Origin of the sequence: Pseudomonas sp. HMSC08G10, assembly GCF_001808425.1 — a bacterium.
Taxonomy (GTDB): Bacteria; Pseudomonadota; Gammaproteobacteria; order Pseudomonadales; family Pseudomonadaceae; genus Aquipseudomonas; species Aquipseudomonas guariconensis.
The window spans coordinates 1-20,705 of record NZ_KV793293.1; the positions used below are offsets into that span (position 1 = coordinate 1).

Genomic DNA, 20,705 nt, shown 5'->3' on the forward strand with positions numbered 1-20,705 from the left:
CGAGCGTGCTGCCGCGATGGGGCCGGCAGTCAGTGTCACGTTGCCTTTGAGCGTGCCGAGGGCGCTGCCTTTGAACTGCGGGGTGACGGTCCACACACCGGCCTTGGTGCCGGAGAGGCGTGCGCTATAGCTGCCAGCGGTGGTTTCGGTCACTTGGCCGAGAGTGATGCCGGTGCCTGGCGAGGTGCCGGCAGCATCCTTGACGAGGAAGGTCAGTTGGTCGGCGATGTCCGGGACCGGATTGCCATCGGCATCGTTGGCCGTCAGGGTGAGGGTGGCCACGGTGGTGCCGCTGGTGTCGATCTCGTCGGGAGCGATCTTGAAGGTGGAGGTGCCGGCGTCGGGTACCCGGTCCATGATCGCGATGTTGGCTTGAGCCAAGGCGGTGTTCTGGACCGACGGCGTGAGGGTCAGGGCCTCCGGCAGGGTGCCGGCGGTGACGGTCACTTCGTACACCCCAACCGATTTACGGCTGAAGTCCGACACCTTGGCGCCGGTGCTGGCGGTGCCACGGCTCACGGCCATGCTCAGGTCGCTCAGCGGCACGTCGATCAGGCCATCCTGGGCGTCGCGCACGGTCAAGGTCACCACCTGGACGCCACCTTTGGTCGGCACGACGCTGTCGGTGGGCAGGAAGGTGCTGCGCGCGGCATCGAACACCGGCGCGTTGACCGTGACTTGTGTTTCGCTGCGGTTGGAGCGGTTGCCTTGTTTGTCCACGGCCACGCCATGCAGGGTGTAGGTGTTCAAGGCCTGGGCACCGGTGCGGTATTGGGGCAGGGTCAGTTGATAGTCGCTGCCGCCCAGGTGCTCGATCTTGCCACCGGCCTGCAGCAAGGTGGCGGCGCTCCAGTCGATGCGCTCCAGGCCGTACTTGCTCTGGACCGTCACCTGCAAGGACTTGCGCTCGCCACTGGCCCCGGCCAGCTGACGGGCGACGTTCAGGCGAATGACTTCTTTCTTGCGGTATTCGAGGACGATGTTGTTGTTGCGCTCGACCAGGTCGTAGCGGCTGCCGGCCAGGGTGCGCATGGCGGCGACTTTGCTTGGGTCGGTCTGCTTGCTCCAGCTCTGGCCCAGGCTCCAGTTGAACTGCATGCCGAACTGGGTATCGCTGGCACCGGCATTGCCCCGACGCTGCTCGGCGCTGAAGGTGAGCAGGGGGATCGGGGTGTAGGTGACGCCGGTGGTGATGGCGTGAGGATTCTTCTTGCGGTTGTCCTTGCCGAACAGGCCGACTTCGCTGCCGTAGTATTTTTCATAGGTCAGCTTGCCGCCCAATTGCGGCATGGAGGGCAGCCAGCCTTCGGCGCGCACGTCCCAGCCGTTGGCTGGACGCTCTTGATAGTCGTCCAGGTCCGGCGAGGTGCGCCAGCTGCTCAGGCGATGGTAGCCGTTGGCGCTGAGCTTGAGGTAGTCGCGCCAGTACTCAACGCCCACGCCCAGGCGCGAGTGGCTGCGCGAGAGGTCGTGGTCGAAGAAGGTATTGGCGCCGACCATGTAGCCATCGTTGAAACGACGCACGCCCACACCCAGGTTGGCCTGGTTGCGGTCATCGGTGCGGTGGATGCTGCCTTGGGTGAAGAGCAGGTGTTTTTCTGTGTCGTGTACCGGCAGCAACAGGTCGAGCGAAGAGCTGGCCAGGGAGAGCTTGTCATCGACGTCGATCTGCACGCGGGCGGTGCCGAAGCGGCTCAGCCATTCCTGGGTCTGGGTGCTGACTTCGCTGGCCGCCATGCCACGGGCCATGGACGCGGCTGCGTCGCCCTTGTTGACGTCCGAGGTGAGGAAGTTGGCGGTGCCGCTGGCCATGCCGGCGAGCTTGCGGGCCTGTTCTTCGTCCTGTTTGTCCAGCGTCTCGCGGGTCACGCCGTTGGAGTTGAGCTCCGGCAGGGCCATGCGCGGGGCGCTGGGCACTTCCAGGCGGTCGCCTGGGCGCAGGTTGTCGAAGCCATTGGCGAAGACGCGGAGCTGGTTGAGCGCACGCAGCTCAGCGACGGTCATGTTGAAACGGGCGGCCACGCGCTCGACGGTTTCGCCGGGGGCCAGGGTGTGAAGGACGGTATGTTGAGTTTGCGCGGCACCAGGCTTTTGATCGCTGGCGGCACCGGCGTGGGTGGGGGTGAGGGCGACGGTCAACGGCAAGGTGGCCTGGATGGCGATGTTCATCCAGGCCAACGCTCGGGTTGAGCGTGATAAATGCGAGTGCGATTTCCTAATCATCAGATAATCCCGAAAGTTCTCCAAACGCCAAATACTGGCGAAAGCCCGTATCACCCACCGCACTTTGCAGGCGGCCAGGAAAGTTGCAGGAGGGAAGTTGCTCCTGAACTTTTTATTAGAAAGAGGTGCCGGCGGTATTGTCCGCTCGGGCGATGCAGGCAAGTGTGTAACTCCCGGGGCCGCGCGCTGCAGCGTGTGGGCGCTGAGGTGCAGGAGCCTTGGGTGTTACAGGTTTGATATTCGAAATAACGCAGCTAAGTTAGGGCTGCTGTGATGTGAAGAGTACGGGGATGAGTCGGGCGAATCTGTAGGAATTATCCGATTCTGTAGGAATAGGTAACTTTTTGGATGAAGTTGTAGGACAACTCTACAAGTTTCAATGGGAGGGGGAGCACGGTTTAGCTTTTACTGTAAGCAACTTTGGGAGGCAACGGGCAAACGGCTTAGCCCCTGGGTGCGCAGGGCGCCCCCAGGGGTAGGACACTCAACCAAAGGTGGTGCCGGCGAGCATGCCACCGTCGATGATGAACTCGGAACCGGTGCAATAGCTGGACTCGTCACTGGCCAGGAACAGCACTAGGTTGGCCACTTCCTCGGGCTGGCCGATACGCGGAATCGGCAGGCCTTTGTAGACCTGCGCCGGGTCGAAATCGGCCATTTCCGGTGGACGTGACATGACCGTGTCGATGCCGCCCGGGTGCACCGAGTTGACCCGGATCCCCAAGGCGCCCAGCTCCAGAGCCGCGGCCTTGGTCATGCCGCGCACGGCGAACTCCCGCACGGGCTGTTCGCCATCCCAGAGGCGGGCTTGAGCGATGCGAAACACCGTCCAGGGCCCGACGCCCAGTTGCAGCCAATGGTCGATGCTCTGCTCAAGGTCTGGGACCACGAATCCGAGTTGATCGAAGGCTTGTGGAGCAGGGTGGTGCACGGCCCGTCCTCTCTATGGCACGTATTTATTATTTTGTGTCGGCATAATGGCGCAAAATAATAATTGTGTGTCATTTAGGCAACGAACTTCGTCGCCTCGCGACATGATCCGGCCAGGGGCCCCGCTGCGGCCCATCGCAGGCTTCACCACCTCCTACAAAAAGCGACGTAGGCCGCAGTAGGATTAGGCGAAGCCAGCGATGGGACACCCGCAGCCCCACGTTTCTCGCCCTTGCTCCCGTCCCCGAACCTTGGCACCCTTTGCCGGCCATTGCGTATCGCCAATACAGCAACAAAAGGAACCGCCAAGGTGAGCTGGGAAAAAGTCGGGAAAGCCCTCGTGGGCGTGCTGGTCGTCGCGACCTCGGTCGCTGCGCTGTATGTGGCGCTCAAGGACGACAGCGGTCTTGAGGCGCGTCTGACCTACGCCTACCTGACCTACCCGAGCCAGTTCAGCGAGCGCATCAGCACCACCAACGATCTGCTCAAGTACGAGCGCCTGCACGCCCAGGTGAGTGCCATCGGCAAAGGCACGTTGAATCATCAACAGGTCGACAAGCTGGTCGACCTGGCCCAGGCGCCTTACCTGCAACTGTTCGCCAAGCCCTTCGAGGCGGGGTTGGTGGACCATCGCACCGGCCTGCTCATCGAGCTGCGCAACAAGGGCCAGACGCCGCTCAAGAACGTACACATCCGTCTGCCAGCCAAGGGGCTGGTGCAGATTCGCGACGACGCCGGCAACGACAACATCCTCCAGGCGCCGACCAGCACGATCGATATCGACGCGATCGGGCGGGAAGGGGCGTGCAAGGTGTGGGTGTACTTCGACTCCGACTACTCGCTGATTCGCCAGGGCGGGATCAGCATTCGCCATGCCGGCGGGGCGGCGGATGTGCAGGTGTACCGGGAACTGGTGGGGTTCCCGGCCTGGGTCGGGCGCTATAGCCGTGAGGTCAGTGTGCTGGTGGCGGGGCTGGCGATGGTTGTGCTGGGGTTGTGTGCCGTGTGCCTGAGGCAGCGGCGCAAGCTGGCGCGTCTTCGCAAGGCCGCCTGATTCGCGGCGCCTGCTTCGCGGGTAAACCCGCTCCCACAAGGGCTGTCTCGAGCCCGCTTCTTGGGTGAGCCCGCTCCCACTGGCACCAGCGCAAGCCGTGTGGGAGCGGGTTTACCCGCGAATGGGCCGCTACCGGCACTCATTCATATGTAGCCGATCAACAACAACACCAACAGCACGACCAGCACCACGCCGATGATGCCGGAAGGGCCGTAGCCCCAGGCGCGAGAGTGGGGGAACACAGGCAAACCACCAATCAACAGCAGGATCAGGATGATGATGAGGATCGTGACCATGGTTGAATCCTTGCGTCAGTGGATGGGAAGGGGCCCGGCAATGTTGGCCTCTTGCTAAGTCCGACTGTTGCGTGGACGCAAAGATTCCATCGAATCCCGGATCGTCGCCTCAGTTGTGTTCCTCATGCAGGGCCAGGCTCTGGCGCAGCAGCTCGAGCATGGCACTGCGCAGCGCCTCGGGCGCCTGGACGCGGATCGCGCCAGCGTGGGACAGCAGCCAGCCCATCAGCGTGGCGTTGTCCTGCACCGTGGCGCTGAGGTGGGCGCCGCCACCGGGCAGGGCGTTCAGGCGCATGTCCCCGGCCAGCGGCTGTTGTTGCAGGCGTTGGGCCAGGGCATCGTCGACCCAGGCCTGCAATTGCACGGATGGCGCGGGGGCCAGCTCGTTCGGCTGCAGGGGGCGAACCTCGCCCGGGGTCAGGCCCGCCTTCCAGTGCCAGCCGTAGGGCATGCCTTTGGCATTGCACTGCAACGGGAACAGGGTCGCCAGTTCGTTGAGATCGCGTTCGACCGTGCGCTTGGTGGTCTTGTGGCCGATCCTGGCCAGCGCTGCTTGCAACTGGGTGGCGCTCATGCCGGGGTGACGGTGGGGCAACAGGTTGAGCAACTGCCATTGGCGAGCGACGGTGTGGCGGGTGGTATGGCTGGGCAACGCGGCATCCTTGTCGAGCAGGGGGCTGATCGCTCGGGTAGTGGCGATTGGCTATGTCGGGAAGCATACACAAGCTGGCGGATCGGATCCAACTTGTGGCGATGGCGGCGGGGGCGATATGGGCTGAGGGTTTGGGGCCGTTGTGCGGCCCATCGAAGGCGTCCGCCTGTTCCTAGGGGAGGCTACGCCGTCCTTGTGCTTACGCCAGGCTTTCGCACAGGCCCTCGATGAAGGCTTGCTCGGCCCGGCTCATGCGCTGGTCGCGGTTCCACAGCAGGTGCACATCCACATCGGCGATGCCGTCGAGCGGCGGCAGTTTCCACAGCAGTCCGGCGGCGACGTCCTCCTGCACGCCATGTTCGGGCAGGCAGCCGATGCCGAACCCGGCGATCACCAACCGGCGCACTTCCTCGAAGCTGGGCGAGGAGGCGACGATGCGGCCGGTGAAGCCTTGCTGGTCACGGAAGATGGTCAACGGCGAGAGCATGCCGCCGATCTGGTCGCTGCTGAAACTGACGAAGTTCTCCTGCTTGAGGTTGCCCTCCAACTGCCCGAACAAGCGGTGGTGCTTGCCGCAGAAGAATGCATAGCGCTGGCGCTGGAGCAGGCGCTGCTCGAGGCGGGCATGCCGGTGGCGGCTCAGGCTCAGGCCGGCGGTGGCGGTCTTTTCCTGCAGCGCAGCGACGATGTCGGTGCTGCGCATCACCTCGATCTCCATCTCCACCCTCGGGTACTGCTGGTGGAAACGCGCCAGGAAGTCATCGAAGCGCTGGCAGCACAAGCGGCTGATCATCAGCAGGCGGACCTTGCCGACCACCTCCGCGCTTGGCTGCTCCAGCAGCCCGCTGATCTGCGCGACCTGCCCATACACCTCGCCTGAGAGCTCGAACAAGCGCTCGCCCACCTCGGTGAGTACGAAGCGTGGTCCGCGGCGGGCGATCAGCGGGCGACCGAGCTGCTCTTCCAGGCGCTTGAGCGCCTGGCTCACCGCCGGTTGGGTCAGGTGCAGACGCGCGGCGGCGCGGCTGATGGAGAGCTCCTGGCCGATCACCCGGAAGGTGCGCAGCAGGTTCCAGTCGAGGCGGTCGTTGAAGGGGCGGTTGGGCATGGTGGGGTTCGATGATCAACGGGTGGAGACTTGAGTTTAGCGGTGCGCGTACGGCCGGGGCCGGTAGGGGCTACATCCCGCCCCGACGCACATGCTTGACCAGCACCTTCTCCAGCAATTCCCACATGGCCGGCTCGGTGCTGAAGGCCACGTTGAAGCGCATCCAGCCGGTGGCCTTGGCATCGACCATGAACAACTGACCGGGCCCGAGCATGATGCCTTGCTCCAGGGCATCGTCCAGCAGCGCGGCGCTGTCGGGGATGGCGGGGTGGCGGGTCCAGATGTACATGCCTTCGTCGGACTCGGTGAACAGCTCGAAGCCCAGCCGGTGCAGGTGCCGGCCGACTTCCTGGTGGGCTTCGGCCAGGCGCTGGCGCAGGCGCTTGAGGTGCTTGCGCCAACGGCCGTCGATGATGGCCGCATACACCACGCGCTCCATCACCTGGGAGGTGGTGAGCCCCGAGCGCATCTTCAGGTGCAGCAGATGTTGCATGAGTTCGGGGTTGGCCAGCAGGTAGCCGACCCGCACATTGGGCGAGATGCTCTTGGAGTAGCTGCCCACGTACACCACCTGTTGCAGGTGATCGAGGCTGGCCAGGCAAGGCTGCGGCTCGGCGATCATGTCGGCGTACAGGTTGTTTTCCACCAGACGGAAACCATGGCGAGCGGCCAGTTGCAGCAGGCGATGCAACTGGGGCAAGGGGGTACGCGAGCAGGTGGGGCTGTGCAGGTGCGGCTGGGTGAAGAACGCCGTGGGCCGGTGGTGGGCGAGCAGGCGCTCCAGTTGGTCCAGGTCGTAACCGGCCGGGGTGCGTGGTACGCCCACCAGGGTCGCGCCCTGGGTGCGCAGGATGCTCATCAGGTTGGGGTAGCCGGGGTCGTCCACCAGCACCACATCGCCTGGGCGTACCAGGGTGCGCACGGCCAGGTCCAGGGCTTGGCTGGCGCCGTGGGTGAGCATCAACTGTGCAGGATTGGCGACGATCGACAGCTCTTGTTGCAGGTTCTGCGCGGTCAGCACACGCAGCTCGGGCAGGCCCATGGGGTCGCCATAGCCGGACAGTTCCAGGGGGCTGCCGGCCACCTGGCGCAGGCCACGACGCAGGCCGTCTTCGTACATCCAGTCATTGGGTAGCCAGCCGCAGCCGGGTTTGTACGGCAGTTGTCGGGTTTCGAAGATCTGTTGCAGGTACCACTCGGAATTGAACGTCGGCCGGGTGGTATCGGCCTCCTGCTGCTGGTTGTCGAGCAACTCGCTTGCCGCACGGTTGACGAAGAACCCCGCGTTGCCCCGGCTGACCAGCAAGCCCTGGGCGACCAGGCGGTCGTAGGCTTCGACCACGGTGAAGGTGCTCACCGAGTAGGTGGCGGCGAAGGCGCGGATCGAGGGCACCTTGGCGCCAGGCTTGAGGGTCTGTTTGTCGATCAGCTCGCGCAACCCATCGATGATCTGGTTGACCAGCGGCGTGGAAGAGTCGGGGTGTAGTTGCAGCATTCGGGTGCCTTCAGGGGTGCGTATCGCCAAGCGCCTGCAGGGTGTTGCGGGTGTATTGCATTGGCGGCCTGTACAGTGCAGTGCGTATTTCGTGCCGCTGTGCATGGCTCTGTGTGGCAGACATTTTTACATTACGTGTCAGTTATCGCCACCAGCGTACATGTCAGCGTCATGCACAATCACAAATTCGCTGCTTTGCCGTCGAGGTCCGCCTCGCACCTTCATTTCGTCGCACCGAGCAGTTGCCGCTCGGCCAGCACAGGTTTCAGTTCGTCCGAGGGCCAGCCTTCGGACGCGTAAGCAGGCCGCCATGGAAGGCCTGCGTGTGCCCCAGAGCACACCTTCCTGCCCGCATAAGTACTGATGTTAGGTGAGACCGATAGCCATCGGGGTTTCACAGTTTTTCCTTGGATAAAAAGAAGCACGGGGTACACAACTGATGGACGCAACATCCACATCCACCACCGCGAAGGGAGCGCACGAGAGCAAGCTCAGTGCCTCCCTCAAGTCGCGCCACCTGACGATGATGTCGATCGCCGGGGTCATCGGCGGCGCCTTGTTCGTCGGTTCCGGCAGCGTGATCCACAGCGCCGGACCGGCTGCGGTCCTGGCCTACCTGGCCGGCGGCATCCTGGTGGTGCTGATCATGCGCATGCTCGGCGAGATGGCGACTTCCTCGCCGGACACAGGCTCGTTCTCTACCTACGCCGACCGCGCCATCGGCCGCTGGGCCGGTTTCACCATCGGCTGGCTGTACTGGTGGTACTGGGTCATCCTGATGGCCTGGGAAGCCTACGTGGCGGGCAAGATCCTGCATGGCTGGTTCCCTGGCGTCAGTGTCAACGTGTTCGTGCTGGCCACGACCTTGGTGCTGATCACGGTCAACTTCTTCAACGTCAAGCACTACGGCGAGTTCGAGTTCTGGTTCGCGCTGATCAAGGTGGTGGCGATCGTCTGCTTCCTGACCGTGTGCACCGCGGCGGTGTTCAACATCTGGCAGTTCGGTGAAGTGCGTGGCGTGAGCCACTTGACCGCCGAAGGCTTCATGCCCAATGGCATAACCACGGTGATCGGAGCGCTGCTAGGGGTGATGTTCGCCTTCCTGGGCGCGGAGATCGTGACCATCGCGGCGTCCGAAGCCAAGGATCCGTCCACCCAGATCGTCAAGGCGACCAACTCGGTGGTCTGGCGTGTGTGCCTGTTCTACGTGGGTTCGATCTTCCTGATCGTCTGCCTGGTGCCGTGGAACGACCCGCACCTGGGTGAGTCCGGCTACGGCGCCTACCGTCGTACCCTGGAGCTGCTGGGTGTGCCGTACGCCGAGCTGTTGATGAACTTCGTGGTGCTGACCTCGGTGAGCAGCTGCCTGATCTCCGGCCACTACACCGCCTCGCGCATGCTGTTCTCCCTGGGCCAGCGTGGCGATGCACCGTCGATGTTCAAGATCACCCGTGCCGGTACCGGCGTGCCGGTGTACGCGATCATGGGCTCGTGCGTGGTGGCGATCTTCTGCGCGCTGATCAACTTCAGCGAGACCCTGCGTCCGAAGGACGTGCTGGAAACCCTGATGAACACCACCGGCATGATTGCCCTGCTGGTGTACCTGGTGATCGCCTTCTCGCAGCTGCGCATGCGTCGCAAGCTGCAGGCCGAAGGCAAGGAGATCCGCCTGAAGATGTGGCTGTTCCCGTGGCTGACCTACCTGGTGATCGCCTTCATCGTGGCGGCCCTGGTGACCATGGCGTTCATGCCTGACTACCAGATCCTGGTGATCTCCACCGGTATTGCCGCGGCCATCGTGGTGGCCATGGGCGTGGTGCACCAGATCCGTACCGGCAACCGCCACTAAGGCGTTCTTGCTGCATGACGCGGCCGGGTCCCCTCGGGGACCCGGCCGTTTTCATTTTTGCGCGTCCGACCGGCTCACCACGGTCAGCCAGCGGGTGTAGGTGTCTACTTTGATGGGCAGCTCGGCGCGCAGCTCGGCCAGGGCCTGGTCGCTGTCGTCCAAGGGCAGGTCGCGCCAGACCCGCAGGCCTTGTAACGCCTCGGCGTCGAACCACAGCAATCCCTGACGGTGACGTGCCAGGCGCTCCAAGGTCTCGCTCAGGGGCTGGCCGTCTGCGGGCAGGCGCTGCAGATGCCACGCCGCCTGCAAGGTGCTGCTGTCCACGCTACCCAGGGTGCCCGGACCGCTGTCCTCGAAGCGCAGGTGCTGACCTTCGCGCAATGACAAATGGCCCGTGTCGCCCTCGAGGTCGGCCTGGCCACGCAGCACACTGACCTCGCTGACATCGCCCAGGCGCTCGACGATCAACTGCCCCGCCAGGGGGCGCAAGGTGCCCTGGGGCGTGCTGATCCGAAAAGGTCGTGCATCGTCTGTGGCGATCTCGATCAACAGCTGGCCCTTGAGCAGTTGCAGGTGCCGCTGAAGGGCATCGAATTCCACATCCACCGAAGAGCTGGCGTCGAGGGTCAGCAGGCTGCCATCTTCGAGCTTGCGGGTCAGGCGGTGCTGGCTGTCGGTGGCAAGGTCGGCCAGCTCGAAGCCTTGGCCCATCCACGGGGAAGCGAGCAGGGCGGAGGCCGCCACCAGGGCCACAATGGCCAGGGGCAAGGCGAGGCGTGGAAACAGACGGCGTGGGGTCATGGGCGTGGGGCGTATTTCTGGCTGGGCTCAATCCAAGGATAGCCCCTTCACAAGCCCAGGCCCTGCGCGGCGTCAGTGGCCTGGCGGGTCTTCGTGCTGGCGGCGATAGGCACCGGGTTGCACGCCCACGGCCTTGGCGAACGCGCGGGTGAAGGCCGCCACCGATTGATACCCCACCTGCGCCCCGACTTGCTCCACGGTATTGCCGGCCTTGAGCAACTGACAGGCATGGCGCATGCGCAGCGCCAGTAGCACCTGGCCCGGCGATTGCCCGGCCAGGTCGTTGAAGCGCTTGAAGAATGCCGAGCGCGAAAGGCCCGTGCAGGCGGCCATGCTTTCCAGCGTCCAGGCCTGGCCCGGGCTGGCGATCAATTGCTCCAGCAGCGGGGCGAAGGCTGGCTGGCGGGCGAGGGCGACCAGCCCGTGCAAGGCCTCCCCGGCATGCACCTGCTGGCGCAACACGTACAGGAACAACAGATGAGTCAGGCGCTCGAGCAATGTCTGCGAGGGCGCGGGTGAGCGGCGGCATTCTGCCAGGATCAACTCGAACAACGCCCGCGCGGCATGCCCGGCCGGGTCATCGGCGCGCAGCAGGATCCAGTCGGCCAGGCCGTCGACGATCAGCGTCGACAGCCCCGATTGAAAGTGAAAGAACCCACACACCAACCCGACGCCTTCCTCGGCCTGGGTGTCCAGTGCCTGCATGTGCTGGCGTGGCTGAGTGCAGGCGCTGGCCGGGTTGGCATCACTGGAAAGCCGATAGCCCAGGTCGCGCAGCAGGAACACCGCATCGCCACGCTCCAGGCGCACGGCCTCGGGATGGCCATCGACATGCAGCCAACAATGCCCCTGCACCACCAGATGGAAACTGGCCCGGCCCATTCCCTGGGTGCTGGCATGCCAGCCGCCACAGTAACGGCCCACATGGAACAGGCTGGCATCGAGCTCCAGGCGCTCTAATAACCAATCGACAAGGTGGCTGGATGAAATCATCTAATACAAAGACTCAGGAGCAAGGAAAGGCGACTGATGAATATGGAGGCGGATTCTTATAACCAACAGACTATAAGCACACCTACCCAAGGAGACGACTTCATGACATCGCGCATTACTCTACACACTCTGCAAAGCGCCCCGGAAGCGGCACGGCCTTTCCTGGAAAACGCCCTGAAGAACTCAGGCTTCATCCCCAACTTGCTGGGCGTCCTGGCCAATGCGCCGGCGGCCCTGGAAACCTACGTGACCGTCTCGGCACTCAATGGCAAAGCCGGGCTGACCCTGGCCGAGCGCGAAGTGGTGCAGTTGATCGCCGCGACCGAGCATGGCTGCGACTTCTGCGTCGCCGGTCACACCGCTGTGGCGCTGAACAAGGCCAAGCTGCCTCAGGAAGTGGTCGACGCCTTGCGTGCCCGCGGCGAGCTGCCCAATGCCCGGTACGAAGCCCTGGCGGCGTTCACCCGCGAAGTGATCGCCACCCGTGGCAACGTCAGTGACGCTACCTACGGCGCCTTGCGCGAGGCGGGCTACAGCGAAGGCAACGCCCTGGAAGCGATTCTCGGCGTGAGCCTCGCGACCCTGTGCAACTTTGCTAATGTGTTCGCCCAGACGCCGCTCAATGACGAGCTGGGCCAATACCGCTGGCAGCCTTCGGCCTGATCCGCCTGGTGCCGGCCTGGCCGGCGTTTCGAACAAAGGAGTAGGGACATGCTTGATTGCGCATTTCGACAATGGCTGGATGCCAATGCCGAAGCCATCGACCAGGGCCAGTGCGATCCGCACCTGGTACTGGCGCACATCGCCGAATCGCAGCTGCTGCGTGTCGGTATCGAGCCCGCCCTAGGCGGCTCGGGCGGGCGGGTCACCGACGCCGTCGAAGCCATCGCCGCCATCGCCAGCCGGTCCCTGGCCGCGGCCTTTGTCTGCTGGGGCCAACGCTCGTTCATCGAGTACCTGCTGCAGAGCCCCAACCAGGGCCTGCGCGAGCGGCTGCTGCCCAGCTTGCTTGCCGGTGAGCTGGCCGGTGCCACCGGGCTGTCCAACGCCATGAAGTACCTGTCGGGCATCGAGGCCTTGCAAGTCTGCGCCCAGCCTGCGGCAAACGGCTGGGCCCTGGACGGCCGCCTGCATTGGGTGACCAACCTGCGCAAAAGCGGCTTTGCCGTGGCTGCGGCGATCGAAGACGCCACCGGCGGCCCTCCGTTCGTGGTGGCAGTGCCTTCGAACCTGGCGGGCCTCGAGCGCTCCGACGACCTGGCGTTGATGGGCTTGCAGTCGAGCAACACCGCCGCGCTGGCATTCCATCAGGTAGCACTGGGGCGCGAGTGGCTGCTGCATGACAATGCCCGTGAGTTCCTGCCTAAAGTGCGTCCGGCGTTTCTGGCACTGCAGTGCGGCATGGCCATCGGCCTTGCGCGGCGTGCACTGGAGGAAGTGAGCGGGCACCTGCAGGGGCGCGGATCGTTCCTCGACGAGGCCCGGCAGGTACTGGCCGAACGCTTGGAAAATACCGTGGACGAGCTCAAGCAGGGCTTGCTGGAAGGGCGCTTCACCCAGCAGCCGGCAGCGTTGTTCAAACTGCGCATCCTCCTTGCCGAAAGCGCAGCCGATGCCGTGCAGTTGGAACTGCAGGCCAGCGGCGGCAGGGCTTACCTCACCGCGTATGGCGAAGGTTTCGCCCGGCGCTGGCGCGAGTCGGCGTTCGTGCCCATCGTCACCCCGAGCCTGGTGCAACTGCGTGCCGAGCTGCAGCGTCAGGCGGCTGCAGCATGACCCAGGCGTTACTCCAAGCCCGCGACATCAGCCTGGGCTACCCTCGCGATGGCGGCTGGCAGACTGTACTGGAGCGCTTCGACCTGGCCCTGGCGCCGGGAGAAGTGGTCAGCATCCTGGGGCCCAGCGGGGTGGGCAAGTCCAGCCTGCTGCGCGTAATGGCCGGGCTGCAGCAACCTTGCGGCGGCAGCGTGACCCTGCACGGCGAGCCGTTGCAGGGGCCGCACCCGCGTCTGGCCGTGGCCTTCCAGGACCCGAGCCTGCTGCCCTGGCTGAGCCTGGAGAAGAACGTCGCCTTCGGCCTGGACTTCGCCCGTCAGCCCAAACTCAATGCAGCCGAGCGGCGCGCCCGTATCGACCATGCCATCGAGGCAGTGGGGCTGGACCACGCGCGCAGCCAGTACCCCGCGCAGCTCTCCGGTGGCATGGCCCAGCGCACTGCGCTGGCCCGCTGCCTGGCGCGTCAGCCCCAGGTGCTGCTGCTCGATGAACCCTTCGGCGCGTTGGACGAGGTGACCCGCGCAGACATGCAGCAACTGCTGCTGCAGTTGATCGCCACCCATCGCACGGCGGCGGTGCTGATCACCCACGATATCGACGAAGCCCTGCTGTTGTCCGATCGCGTGTTGCTACTGGGCAACCACCCGGCGCACATCCTCGGGCAATGGGCTGTCGACCTGCCGCAGCCACGGGCGCAGCGGGTCGAGGAGCTGGGCACGTTGCGTATCGAGATCCTCAAGACCCTACGGCGGGCGAGCCGCTCCCCAGACCCTGTTCCTTCTCCCTTGCCGCTGCCGTCGGAGGCTCGCCATGTGCATGGATGACTGCTGTTCTTCTACTTCCCGTCGCGACTTCATCAAGCTCAGCGCGATGCTCACCGCGGCAGGCGCCTTGCCGCTGCTCTCGAGCTTGCAGGCGCGTGCCGCCAGCGAACCGGACGCCCCGGTGCGCATTGGCTACCTGCCGATCACCGACGCCACGCCGTTGCTGGTGGCGCACAACAATGGCCTGTTCGAAGCCGAGGGGATCAAGGCCGAGCGCCCGGTGCTGCTGCGTAGCTGGGCCCAGGTGATCGAGGCGTTCATCTCCGGCCAGGTCAACGTGATCCACCTGCTCTCGCCGATGACCATCTGGGCCCGCTACGCCAGCCGAGTGCCGGCCAAGGTGGTGGCCTGGAACCACGTGGGCGGCTCGGGCCTGACCGTGGCGCCGGACATCACCGACGTCAAGCAACTGGGTGGCAAGACCGTGGCGATCCCGTTCTGGTATTCGATCCATAACGTGGTGGTGCAGCAACTGCTGCAAGCCAACGGCCTTACACCGGTTTCCAAGCCGGCCAACGCGTCGCTGGCGGCCAACGAGGTCAACCTTTTGGTGCTGCCGCCATCGGACATGCCGCCGGCCCTGGCCAGCAAGCGTATCGCCGGCTACATCGTCGCCGAGCCCTTCAATGCCCTGGCCGAGGACCTTAAGGTCGGTCGCGTGCAGCGCTTTACCGGCGATGTGTGGCGTAACCATGCCTGCTGCGTGGTGTTCATGCACGAGCACGACCTGAACAACCGCCCCGAGTGGTCGCAGAAGGTGGTCAATGCCATCGTCAAGGCCCAGCTGTGGACCCGCGACCATCGAGCCGAGGCAGCCGCGCTGCTGTCGAAGGCCGGTCCCAACAAGTACACACCACATACCCCGCAGGTGCTCGCCAAGGTGTTGGCACCGGCCGCCGAGGACCGCGCCGGTTATATCGCCAGTGGCGCGATCGCGCATCAGCAATGGGATGAGAAACGCATCGACTTCCAGCCGTATCCCTTCCCCAGCTACACCGAAGCGCTGGTCAAGCACCTCAAGGGCACGCTGATCGAGGGCGACAGTGGCTTCCTGGCCGGGCTGGACCCGGCTCATGTGGCGCGCGATCTGGTCGATGATCGCTTCGTGCGCACCGCCATCGAGGCGGCCGGTGGCTTGGCGGCGTTCGGCCAGCCCGACAGTTTCGAGCGCCACGAGGAGTTCGCCGTCTGATGGGCAAGTCTGTCATGCATGGCGCCCTGGGCCTGGCGGGGCTGTTGGGGCTGTTGCTGCTGTGGTGGGTGGGGGTGCAGGTGTTTGGCGAGGCCGACGGCCTTTCGGCGCGTTTCTCGCCCCAGGCAACGCTGGCCAGCCTGGTGCAATTGCTGGGCGAGGGCGAGGTCTATGGGCATGCCTGGGTCAGTCTCAAGCGCATCCTGGTGGGGTTGTTGCTGGCGTTGTTGGTTGGCGTGCCCTTGGGCTTGCTGGTGGGCAGTTACCGCCACCTGGAGGCTGCGACCACACCGGCGTTCCAGTTCCTGCGGATGATCTCGCCGCTGTCGTGGATGCCGGTGGTGGTGATGCTGATGGGGGTGGGCGACCAGCCGATCTACTTCCTGCTGGCCTTCGCCGCGCTGTGGCCGATCCTGCTCAATACCGCTGCAGGTGTGCGCCAGCTCGATCCGCGCTGGCTGCAGTTGTCCCGCAGCCTGAGCGCCACGCGCTGGGAAACCTTGTGCAAGGTGATCATCCCTGGGGTGATTGGCCATGTGCTGACCGGGGTGCGCCTGGCGATCGGCATCTTGTGGATCGTGCTGGTGCCGTGCGAGATGCTTGGGGTCAGCGCAGGGCTAGGCTATTTCATCCTCGATACGCGTGACCGGCTGGCCTATTCGGAGCTGATGGCCATGGTGCTGCTGATCGGTGTGCTGGGGTTCATGCTCGATGCACTGGCCCGTGGGCTGCATCGGCGGTGGGTGCACGCTTGAAATCGCCGGGACCGCCCAGCGGTCCCGTTCAATGCACGGTCTTGCGCTGCTTCACACAGGCCTGTGCCTGCAAGGCCAGGGCATCGAGGCGTTCGTCGCGCTGTTTTTCCGCCGCCATCATGGCCTCGTCACCATGCTGCTTGAGCAGGTAGGCGTGGATTTGCCGTACTTCGGTGGTGCGATAGATCGGGGCGATGTCCAGACGGCCGACCAGTGCGCCACTGGCGTGTCCGGTGCTGCTCATCAGCACCTGCGGGCCGGCGGCGGCGGCCACCTGCAAACCCATTGCCTCGAACCATGGCACTTGCCCTGCAAAGACATTGAGCTCGACACAGGCATAGCGTGACTGGGCATCGGCCAACAGCGCTCGGGCAATGCCTTGGCGGCGGTGGTCTGGGTGCACGGCCAGAAACGCCAGCACGCAAGCCTGATCGTCATCCTGGGCCGGCAGGGCAAGGGCGAAGCCGAGCAGTCGGTCCGGTGCCTCGGCATCCAAGGCCAGGGTCAGTTCCACGGCCAGGCCTCGGGTGCCGTCCATGGCCTGCAAATACTGATGCACCTCCAGGCCGACGCCGTACTGGTACAGCGGGTACAGCGGGTTGTCCGGGGTGATGGCCACGCTGCTCAGTTCACCGACATGGTCGATGACCAGCTGACGGATCTGATTCTGGAAGGATTCGGGGGGCACACCGTCGAGGTGGCTGAGAATGAACATCGGGCAAGCTCCAGCAGGGTCGAACCGTCCCGCGCCGAGCGGCGCGGGAGGCACAGTCTAACCCAGGGCGGCGAGCATCAGGTCGAGGTTCTGCACGGCGGCGCCCGAGGCGCCTTTGCCGAGGTTGTCGAACACGGCCGTGAGTACCACCTGGCCGTGGGCCGGGTTGGCGAACAGGGCCAGGCGCAGGTCGTTGGTGTCGTTGAGTGCTTCGGGGTCCAGTTTACTGGCCGGACCCTGCTGATGCAGTGGCATCACCTGTACATGGCGTGCGCCCTGGTAGTGCTGCTCAAGGCAGGTCTGCAAGTGTTCGGCGGTGATGCCGCCGGCCAGCAGGCGCAGTTGCAGGGGGATGCTCAGCACGATGCCCTGGCGGTAGTCGCCATAACCCGGCAGGAACACCGGGCGCGCAGCGAGCCTGGCGTGTCGCTCGATCTCTGGCACGTGCTTGTGGGCCAGCTCCAGGCCATAGAGTTGCAGGGCGGGCACCTTGACGGCGCTGGTTTGCTCATGAAGCTCCACCGCCGTCCGGCCACCCCCGGAATACCCCGAGATCGCATGGATGCTCAGCGGATAGTCCGCCGGCAGCAGCCCAGCCTGGATCAGCGGGCGAAGCAGGGCGATGGCACCGGTCGGGTAGCAACCGGGGTTGCTCACCCGCTTGGCCCGGGCGATGCGCTCGGGTTGTTCGGCGTCGAGCTCAGGTAGCCCGTAGACCCAGCCGGGCGTGGTGCGGTGGGCGGAGCTGGCGTCGATCACACGTACTGCCGGGTTGTGGATGGCCGCCACCGCTTCACGGGCTGCGTCGTCAGGCAGACAGAGCAGGGCGATGTCGGCGTCGTTGATGGCTTCGGCGCGGCGTTGCGGGTCTTTGCGCTCGGCGTGTGGCAGGGTCAGCAGGCGCAGGTCCTGGCGGCCTTGCAGGCGGGCATGAATCTGCAGGCCGGTGGTGCCTTGGTCGCCGTCGATGAAGACAAGAGGGGTGTGCATGGTGGGGATCCGTGTGCGAGAGAGATGGCCTATGCTCGCCTGCGGCTGGACGAAATAAAATTTGAATATCATGATGCTTGTCTTCAGAAAAAATGAATGACCGTTTCGGTCTTTCCGCGGGTAAATGCGCTCCCAGGCCGACCGCTGAACCAGGATCCACGCCGTACCTGTGGGAGCGGGTTTACCCGCAAACAGGCCAGCCCCCAGAGGCCCCAATGCGCGAAATCAGCCTCGACCGCCTGCGCACGCTGGTGGTCATCGCCGACCTCGGTTCCTTCGCCGAGGCCGCTCGTCAGCTCAACCTGGCTGCGCCCACCATCAGCCTGCACGTGGCCGAGCTGGAAGCGCGCGTGGGGGCGCCGCTGCTCACCCGCACCCGAGGCCAGGTGCGCCCCACCACCGTGGGCGAGACGCTGCTGGGCCGCGCCCGTCGCCTGCTGGCCGATGCCGACCTGGCCCTGGACGAGGTGCGTCGACAGGTGCAGGGGCTGACCGGGCGTGTGCGCCTGGGGGCCTCCACCGGGGCCATCGCCCATCTGCTGCCCAAAGCCTTGGAGCATCTGCGTGAGGCGCATCCGGGCATCGACGTGCAGGTGCAGGTGCTGACCTCCCAGGCTTCCCTGGCGCGCCTGCGTGAGGGCACGCTGGACATCGGCCTGGTGGCGCTGCCCCAGGTAGCGGGCAGAGGGGTGAAGCTCACCCCCTGGCGACGCGATCCGATCATGGCCTACCTGCCGGCCGACTGGCAGCCGCCCGCTAAGGTCACGCCGGCCTGGCTGGCCGAGCGAGCGCTGATACTCAACGACAACACCACCCAACTGTCGCGGGTGACGGCGGAATGGTTCGCCGCAGCGGGGCTATACCCCGAGGCGCGCATCGAGCTGAACTACAACGATGCGATCAAGAGCCTGGTGGCGGCGGGCTATGGCGCGACACTGCTACCCCAGGAAGGCGAAGCGGAGCAACTGAACCCGCGGATTGCCCATCGGCCCTTGCGCCCTGGCCTTTGGCGTCAGCTGGGGATCGCCTGCCGGGAGGGGCAGGTGGAGCGGGCCACCGGGTACGTGCTGCAGGCGCTGGAGCGTTTGCGTCAATGAACTGTGGCTGAATCTTTGAGCAAGGCTATGCTTTTGGCTGCGTCGGGCCCGCCGACGTGCCTGTCAGAAGTCCGGCTTTTCTCACGGAGAACACACCATGAAATCCCTGACACTGCTGCTGATCGCTTCTGCATTGAGCTTCACCGTTCACGCCGAAACCGGCCCGGAAACCAACTGCGCCGCCAAAATCAAGGAACTTGAGGATATCCACCGGACCGATGGCCAGGCCCTGCATGGCGGCATGGCCAAGGACTATCAGAACCTGCTCAACCAGGCCAAGGAGGCTCAGGCCGCAGGCAACATGGCTGAATGCCAGGCTTCGGCCGACCGCGCCAAAACCATCTACAACAAGGCCCGCGGCAAGTAGCGCGCCGACCGCCCGGGCCTGGTCGCCACCGGTGCGATGGGCCTGGGTAGGCGATTGTGATCGTGGCGTTCGTGTCTCTGGGGTAAGCTTTGCGCCGGCAACCCAACGAGACCCTGGCATGACTCTGAACAGCCCCATCCTGGAAAGCCTTCTCACAGGCTTGGCTCAACCTTTCACCCGCCCCGGTTCGCGCAGTGCCATTGCCAAGCACCCCCGCCAAGGACCACTGGCTGTAGGACGGCTCGGGCTAGAAAGCGACGAACAGGGGGATCTGCGGGTCCACGGCGGTGTGGAAAAGGCCATCCACCACTATCCCCACGAGCACTACGCAGCCTGGGCGGCAGAGCTTGGCGAGCATCCGCTGCTGGCCGAGCCCGGCGCATTCGGCGAGAACTTCAGTACCACCGGTTGGCGTGAGGCGGATGTCTGCCTGGGCGACCGGATTCGTGTAGGGTCGGCGCTGCTGGAGGTGTCCCAGGGGCGCATGCCCTGCTGGAAGCTCAACGACCGTTTCGACGTGGCGCAGATGGCCTTGCGCGTTCAGCAAAGTGGGCGCACCGGTTGGTATTACCGGGTGCTGGAGGAGGGCGTGGTGCAGGCGGGCGAGCGCTTGGAACTGGTCGAGCGCCCGCACGGCGAATGGTCGGTGGCGCGCCTGTCGGCGGTGCTGTTCGATAAACACCTAGAGCCTGAGCTGTTACGCGAATGCCTGGCATTGCCGCTGGTGCCATCCTGGCGCAAGACCCTGCAACGGCGCCTGGAGCAACGCCAGGTCGAAGACTGGGCGCCGCGTCTGCACGGCGCCTGAGGGCTGTTGTCAGAACCAGCGGTCGTTGCGTTTACGACCGCGGGTCAATGCCGGCAGGATCAACCCCGCGAGCAGACCGGCCCCGGCGATGCTGCCGCCGTAGACCATGTAGCGCATCATCACTTGCTTGTTCTCGTCACCCAGGCGCGCCTGGGTGTCACGCAGCGACGACTGCACCTGGTCGAGTTGTTCGTTGAGCGACTTGTTGCGCGTTTCCAGTTCGTCGATCAGCGCCTTGCGCGAGTCGAGGGTTTCCTGCATGCCCTGGACGCGATTCTTCCAGCTGTCGTCGATGGTCTTGAGCTGTTCGGACAACTGCGTCACCTGCGCGTCGAGTGCCGGCAAGCGTTCGGCCTGGCCCGGGACCGATTGCAGGTCGCTGCTCAGGATCCATACCAGATCGCCGTTTTGCCCGCGGACCTGGCTGTATTCCCCTTGGGTGCCCACCAGCGTGACCTTCTGCCCGGCCTTGACCGAACCCACTATACGGTGGCCGTTGGTGGGGCCGCTGCGCACATAGGTGCTCAGGCTGTCGCTGACCCAGCGTGCGTCGCTGGCCGGTTCTTCGGCATGCGCGGGGATAGCCAAGGCAAGCAAGGAGGCTGCGAGCAGGGGGGCAAGGGCAAAGGAGGCTGGTCGGGAATCAGGCATGGTGATCTTCGCTGGAGCTGGACAAAAGAAGGCCCGATGACTGGGCCGATGAACCGGTCGGTGAGTTGACCGTCAGCGAAAGACCGTTTTTATCGAAGCAGGTTCACTGCTTGTTGTAGGAAATGTCTG

General features: G+C 64.8%; 21 protein-coding genes. 10 read left to right on the forward strand and 11 right to left on the reverse strand.

The annotated features are described in order from the left end of the window. Together HMPREF3173_RS04105 and HMPREF3173_RS24815 are read right to left on the reverse strand one after the other, a co-directional pair. On the reverse strand, positions 1 to 2,169 hold a 2,169-nt coding region (locus HMPREF3173_RS04105), incomplete at its 3' end, for an inverse autotransporter beta domain-containing protein (protein ID WP_070571658.1). Between the two features lie 538 nt (positions 2,170 to 2,707). Beyond that, a complete protein-coding gene (locus HMPREF3173_RS24815) occupies positions 2,708 to 3,154 on the reverse strand; it encodes an SDR family oxidoreductase (protein WP_139146809.1) in 447 nt (148 codons plus the stop codon). A 309-nt stretch (positions 3,155 to 3,463) separates the two neighbouring features. Here HMPREF3173_RS24815 and HMPREF3173_RS04115 point away from each other — a divergent pair, with 309 nt between their 5' ends. Continuing rightward, positions 3,464 to 4,207, forward strand: a complete 744-nt coding sequence (locus HMPREF3173_RS04115; RefSeq protein WP_070571659.1) for a hypothetical protein — start codon at positions 3,464 to 3,466, stop codon at positions 4,205 to 4,207. Between the two features lie 143 nt (positions 4,208 to 4,350). On the opposite strand, the gene HMPREF3173_RS04120 is transcribed toward HMPREF3173_RS04115, so the two are convergent. The 4 genes from HMPREF3173_RS04120 to HMPREF3173_RS04135 all read right to left on the reverse strand — a co-directional run bounded on the left by HMPREF3173_RS04120 (position 4,351) and on the right by HMPREF3173_RS04135 (position 7,758). Next, complete coding sequence (locus tag HMPREF3173_RS04120; RefSeq protein ID WP_043215415.1) at positions 4,351 to 4,503, reverse strand: DUF3309 family protein; 153 nt, start codon at positions 4,501 to 4,503, stop codon at positions 4,351 to 4,353. A 109-nt stretch (positions 4,504 to 4,612) separates the two neighbouring features. After that, positions 4,613 to 5,155, reverse strand: a complete 543-nt coding sequence (locus tag HMPREF3173_RS04125) for a WYL domain-containing transcriptional regulator (RefSeq protein ID WP_070571660.1) — start codon at positions 5,153 to 5,155, stop codon at positions 4,613 to 4,615. 199 nt (positions 5,156 to 5,354) lie between these two features. Beyond that, positions 5,355 to 6,263: a LysR family transcriptional regulator gene (locus tag HMPREF3173_RS04130; protein WP_043215411.1), complete on the reverse strand. Its 909-nt coding sequence runs from the start codon at positions 6,261 to 6,263 to the stop codon at positions 5,355 to 5,357. Positions 6,264 to 6,333: 70 nt separating this feature from the next. Then, positions 6,334 to 7,758, reverse strand: coding sequence for an aminotransferase-like domain-containing protein (locus tag HMPREF3173_RS04135; RefSeq protein ID WP_070571661.1), 1,425 nt, complete (start codon positions 7,756 to 7,758; stop codon positions 6,334 to 6,336). A 439-nt stretch (positions 7,759 to 8,197) separates the two neighbouring features. On the opposite strand from HMPREF3173_RS04135, the gene HMPREF3173_RS04140 reads away from it, so the two are divergent. Next, complete coding sequence (locus HMPREF3173_RS04140) at positions 8,198 to 9,607, forward strand: amino acid permease (RefSeq protein WP_070571662.1); 1,410 nt, start codon at positions 8,198 to 8,200, stop codon at positions 9,605 to 9,607. A gap of 51 nt (positions 9,608 to 9,658) precedes the next feature. Here HMPREF3173_RS04140 and HMPREF3173_RS04145 read toward each other — a convergent pair whose 3' ends face one another. Both HMPREF3173_RS04145 and HMPREF3173_RS04150 read right to left on the reverse strand, forming a co-directional pair. Next, positions 9,659 to 10,408, reverse strand: coding sequence for a FecR domain-containing protein (locus HMPREF3173_RS04145; protein ID WP_070571663.1), 750 nt, complete (start codon positions 10,406 to 10,408; stop codon positions 9,659 to 9,661). Positions 10,409 to 10,480: 72 nt separating this feature from the next. Continuing rightward, a complete protein-coding gene (locus HMPREF3173_RS04150; RefSeq protein WP_070571664.1) occupies positions 10,481 to 11,401 on the reverse strand; it encodes an AraC family transcriptional regulator in 921 nt (306 codons plus the stop codon). A gap of 102 nt (positions 11,402 to 11,503) precedes the next feature. On the opposite strand from HMPREF3173_RS04150, the gene HMPREF3173_RS04155 reads away from it, so the two are divergent. The 5 genes from HMPREF3173_RS04155 to HMPREF3173_RS04175 are packed head-to-tail and all read left to right on the forward strand — an operon-like array spanning position 11,504 to position 15,948. Continuing rightward, positions 11,504 to 12,064 carry a carboxymuconolactone decarboxylase family protein gene (locus HMPREF3173_RS04155; protein WP_070571665.1) on the forward strand — a complete coding sequence of 187 codons (561 nt, stop codon included), beginning with the start codon at positions 11,504 to 11,506 and terminating at the stop codon, positions 12,062 to 12,064. Positions 12,065 to 12,112: 48 nt separating this feature from the next. Next, positions 12,113 to 13,177, forward strand: coding sequence for an acyl-CoA dehydrogenase family protein (locus HMPREF3173_RS04160; RefSeq protein WP_070571666.1), 1,065 nt, complete (start codon positions 12,113 to 12,115; stop codon positions 13,175 to 13,177). Then, positions 13,174 to 14,001: an ABC transporter ATP-binding protein gene (locus HMPREF3173_RS04165; RefSeq protein WP_070571667.1), complete on the forward strand. Its 828-nt coding sequence runs from the start codon at positions 13,174 to 13,176 to the stop codon at positions 13,999 to 14,001. The genes HMPREF3173_RS04160 and HMPREF3173_RS04165 overlap by 4 nt, the downstream gene beginning before the upstream one ends. Then, positions 13,988 to 15,193, forward strand: a complete 1,206-nt coding sequence (locus HMPREF3173_RS04170; protein ID WP_070571668.1) for an ABC transporter substrate-binding protein — start codon at positions 13,988 to 13,990, stop codon at positions 15,191 to 15,193. The genes HMPREF3173_RS04165 and HMPREF3173_RS04170 overlap by 14 nt, the downstream gene beginning before the upstream one ends. Then, positions 15,193 to 15,948, forward strand: a complete 756-nt coding sequence (locus HMPREF3173_RS04175; protein WP_070571669.1) for an ABC transporter permease — start codon at positions 15,193 to 15,195, stop codon at positions 15,946 to 15,948. Before HMPREF3173_RS04170 ends, HMPREF3173_RS04175 begins: the two co-directional genes overlap by 1 nt. Before the next feature lie 28 nt (positions 15,949 to 15,976). On the opposite strand, the gene HMPREF3173_RS04180 is transcribed toward HMPREF3173_RS04175, so the two are convergent. Both HMPREF3173_RS04180 and argC read right to left on the reverse strand, forming a co-directional pair. Next, complete coding sequence (locus tag HMPREF3173_RS04180) at positions 15,977 to 16,663, reverse strand: GNAT family N-acetyltransferase (RefSeq protein WP_070571670.1); 687 nt, start codon at positions 16,661 to 16,663, stop codon at positions 15,977 to 15,979. Between the two features lie 57 nt (positions 16,664 to 16,720). Further along, a complete protein-coding gene (gene argC, locus HMPREF3173_RS04185) occupies positions 16,721 to 17,653 on the reverse strand; it encodes an N-acetyl-gamma-glutamyl-phosphate reductase (RefSeq protein WP_070571671.1) in 933 nt (310 codons plus the stop codon). Between the two features lie 215 nt (positions 17,654 to 17,868). Here argC and HMPREF3173_RS04190 point away from each other — a divergent pair, with 215 nt between their 5' ends. From HMPREF3173_RS04190 to HMPREF3173_RS04200, 3 genes are all read left to right on the forward strand, one after another. After that, positions 17,869 to 18,750 carry a LysR family transcriptional regulator gene (locus tag HMPREF3173_RS04190; protein WP_070571672.1) on the forward strand — a complete coding sequence of 294 codons (882 nt, stop codon included), beginning with the start codon at positions 17,869 to 17,871 and terminating at the stop codon, positions 18,748 to 18,750. A 97-nt stretch (positions 18,751 to 18,847) separates the two neighbouring features. Then, complete coding sequence (locus HMPREF3173_RS04195) at positions 18,848 to 19,117, forward strand: hypothetical protein (RefSeq protein WP_043215378.1); 270 nt, start codon at positions 18,848 to 18,850, stop codon at positions 19,115 to 19,117. A 118-nt stretch (positions 19,118 to 19,235) separates the two neighbouring features. Next, complete coding sequence (locus HMPREF3173_RS04200; RefSeq protein ID WP_070571673.1) at positions 19,236 to 19,925, forward strand: MOSC domain-containing protein; 690 nt, start codon at positions 19,236 to 19,238, stop codon at positions 19,923 to 19,925. A gap of 9 nt (positions 19,926 to 19,934) precedes the next feature. Here the strand turns inward: HMPREF3173_RS04200 and HMPREF3173_RS04205 are convergent, their stop codons facing one another. Beyond that, positions 19,935 to 20,576, reverse strand: coding sequence for a TIGR04211 family SH3 domain-containing protein (locus HMPREF3173_RS04205; RefSeq protein ID WP_043215374.1), 642 nt, complete (start codon positions 20,574 to 20,576; stop codon positions 19,935 to 19,937). Positions 20,577 to 20,705: the final 129 nt, after the last annotated feature.

Bases quoted from the DNA above. Each gene is read 5' to 3' on its own strand.
- HMPREF3173_RS04145 (WP_070571663.1), bottom strand. From the start codon at position 10,408: ATGACCCCACGCCGTCTGTTTCCACGCCTCGCCTTGCCCCTGGCCATT.
- HMPREF3173_RS04190 (WP_070571672.1), top strand. From the start codon at position 17,869: ATGCGCGAAATCAGCCTCGACCGCCTGCGCACGCTGGTGGTCATCGCC.
- HMPREF3173_RS04155 (WP_070571665.1), top strand. From the start codon at position 11,504: ATGACATCGCGCATTACTCTACACACTCTGCAAAGCGCCCCGGAAGCG.
- HMPREF3173_RS04170 (WP_070571668.1), top strand. From the start codon at position 13,988: ATGTGCATGGATGACTGCTGTTCTTCTACTTCCCGTCGCGACTTCATC.
- HMPREF3173_RS04140 (WP_070571662.1), top strand. From the start codon at position 8,198: ATGGACGCAACATCCACATCCACCACCGCGAAGGGAGCGCACGAGAGC.
- HMPREF3173_RS04200 (WP_070571673.1), top strand. From the start codon at position 19,236: ATGACTCTGAACAGCCCCATCCTGGAAAGCCTTCTCACAGGCTTGGCT.
- HMPREF3173_RS04135 (WP_070571661.1), bottom strand. From the start codon at position 7,758: ATGCTGCAACTACACCCCGACTCTTCCACGCCGCTGGTCAACCAGATC.
- HMPREF3173_RS04180 (WP_070571670.1), bottom strand. From the start codon at position 16,663: ATGTTCATTCTCAGCCACCTCGACGGTGTGCCCCCCGAATCCTTCCAG.
- HMPREF3173_RS04130 (WP_043215411.1), bottom strand. From the start codon at position 6,263: ATGCCCAACCGCCCCTTCAACGACCGCCTCGACTGGAACCTGCTGCGC.
- HMPREF3173_RS04175 (WP_070571669.1), top strand. From the start codon at position 15,193: ATGGGCAAGTCTGTCATGCATGGCGCCCTGGGCCTGGCGGGGCTGTTG.
- HMPREF3173_RS04165 (WP_070571667.1), top strand. From the start codon at position 13,174: ATGACCCAGGCGTTACTCCAAGCCCGCGACATCAGCCTGGGCTACCCT.
- HMPREF3173_RS04160 (WP_070571666.1), top strand. From the start codon at position 12,113: ATGCTTGATTGCGCATTTCGACAATGGCTGGATGCCAATGCCGAAGCC.
- HMPREF3173_RS04150 (WP_070571664.1), bottom strand. From the start codon at position 11,401: ATGATTTCATCCAGCCACCTTGTCGATTGGTTATTAGAGCGCCTGGAG.
- HMPREF3173_RS04120 (WP_043215415.1), bottom strand. From the start codon at position 4,503: ATGGTCACGATCCTCATCATCATCCTGATCCTGCTGTTGATTGGTGGT.
- HMPREF3173_RS04205 (WP_043215374.1), bottom strand. From the start codon at position 20,576: ATGCCTGATTCCCGACCAGCCTCCTTTGCCCTTGCCCCCCTGCTCGCA.
- HMPREF3173_RS04195 (WP_043215378.1), top strand. From the start codon at position 18,848: ATGAAATCCCTGACACTGCTGCTGATCGCTTCTGCATTGAGCTTCACC.
- argC (WP_070571671.1), bottom strand. From the start codon at position 17,653: ATGCACACCCCTCTTGTCTTCATCGACGGCGACCAAGGCACCACCGGC.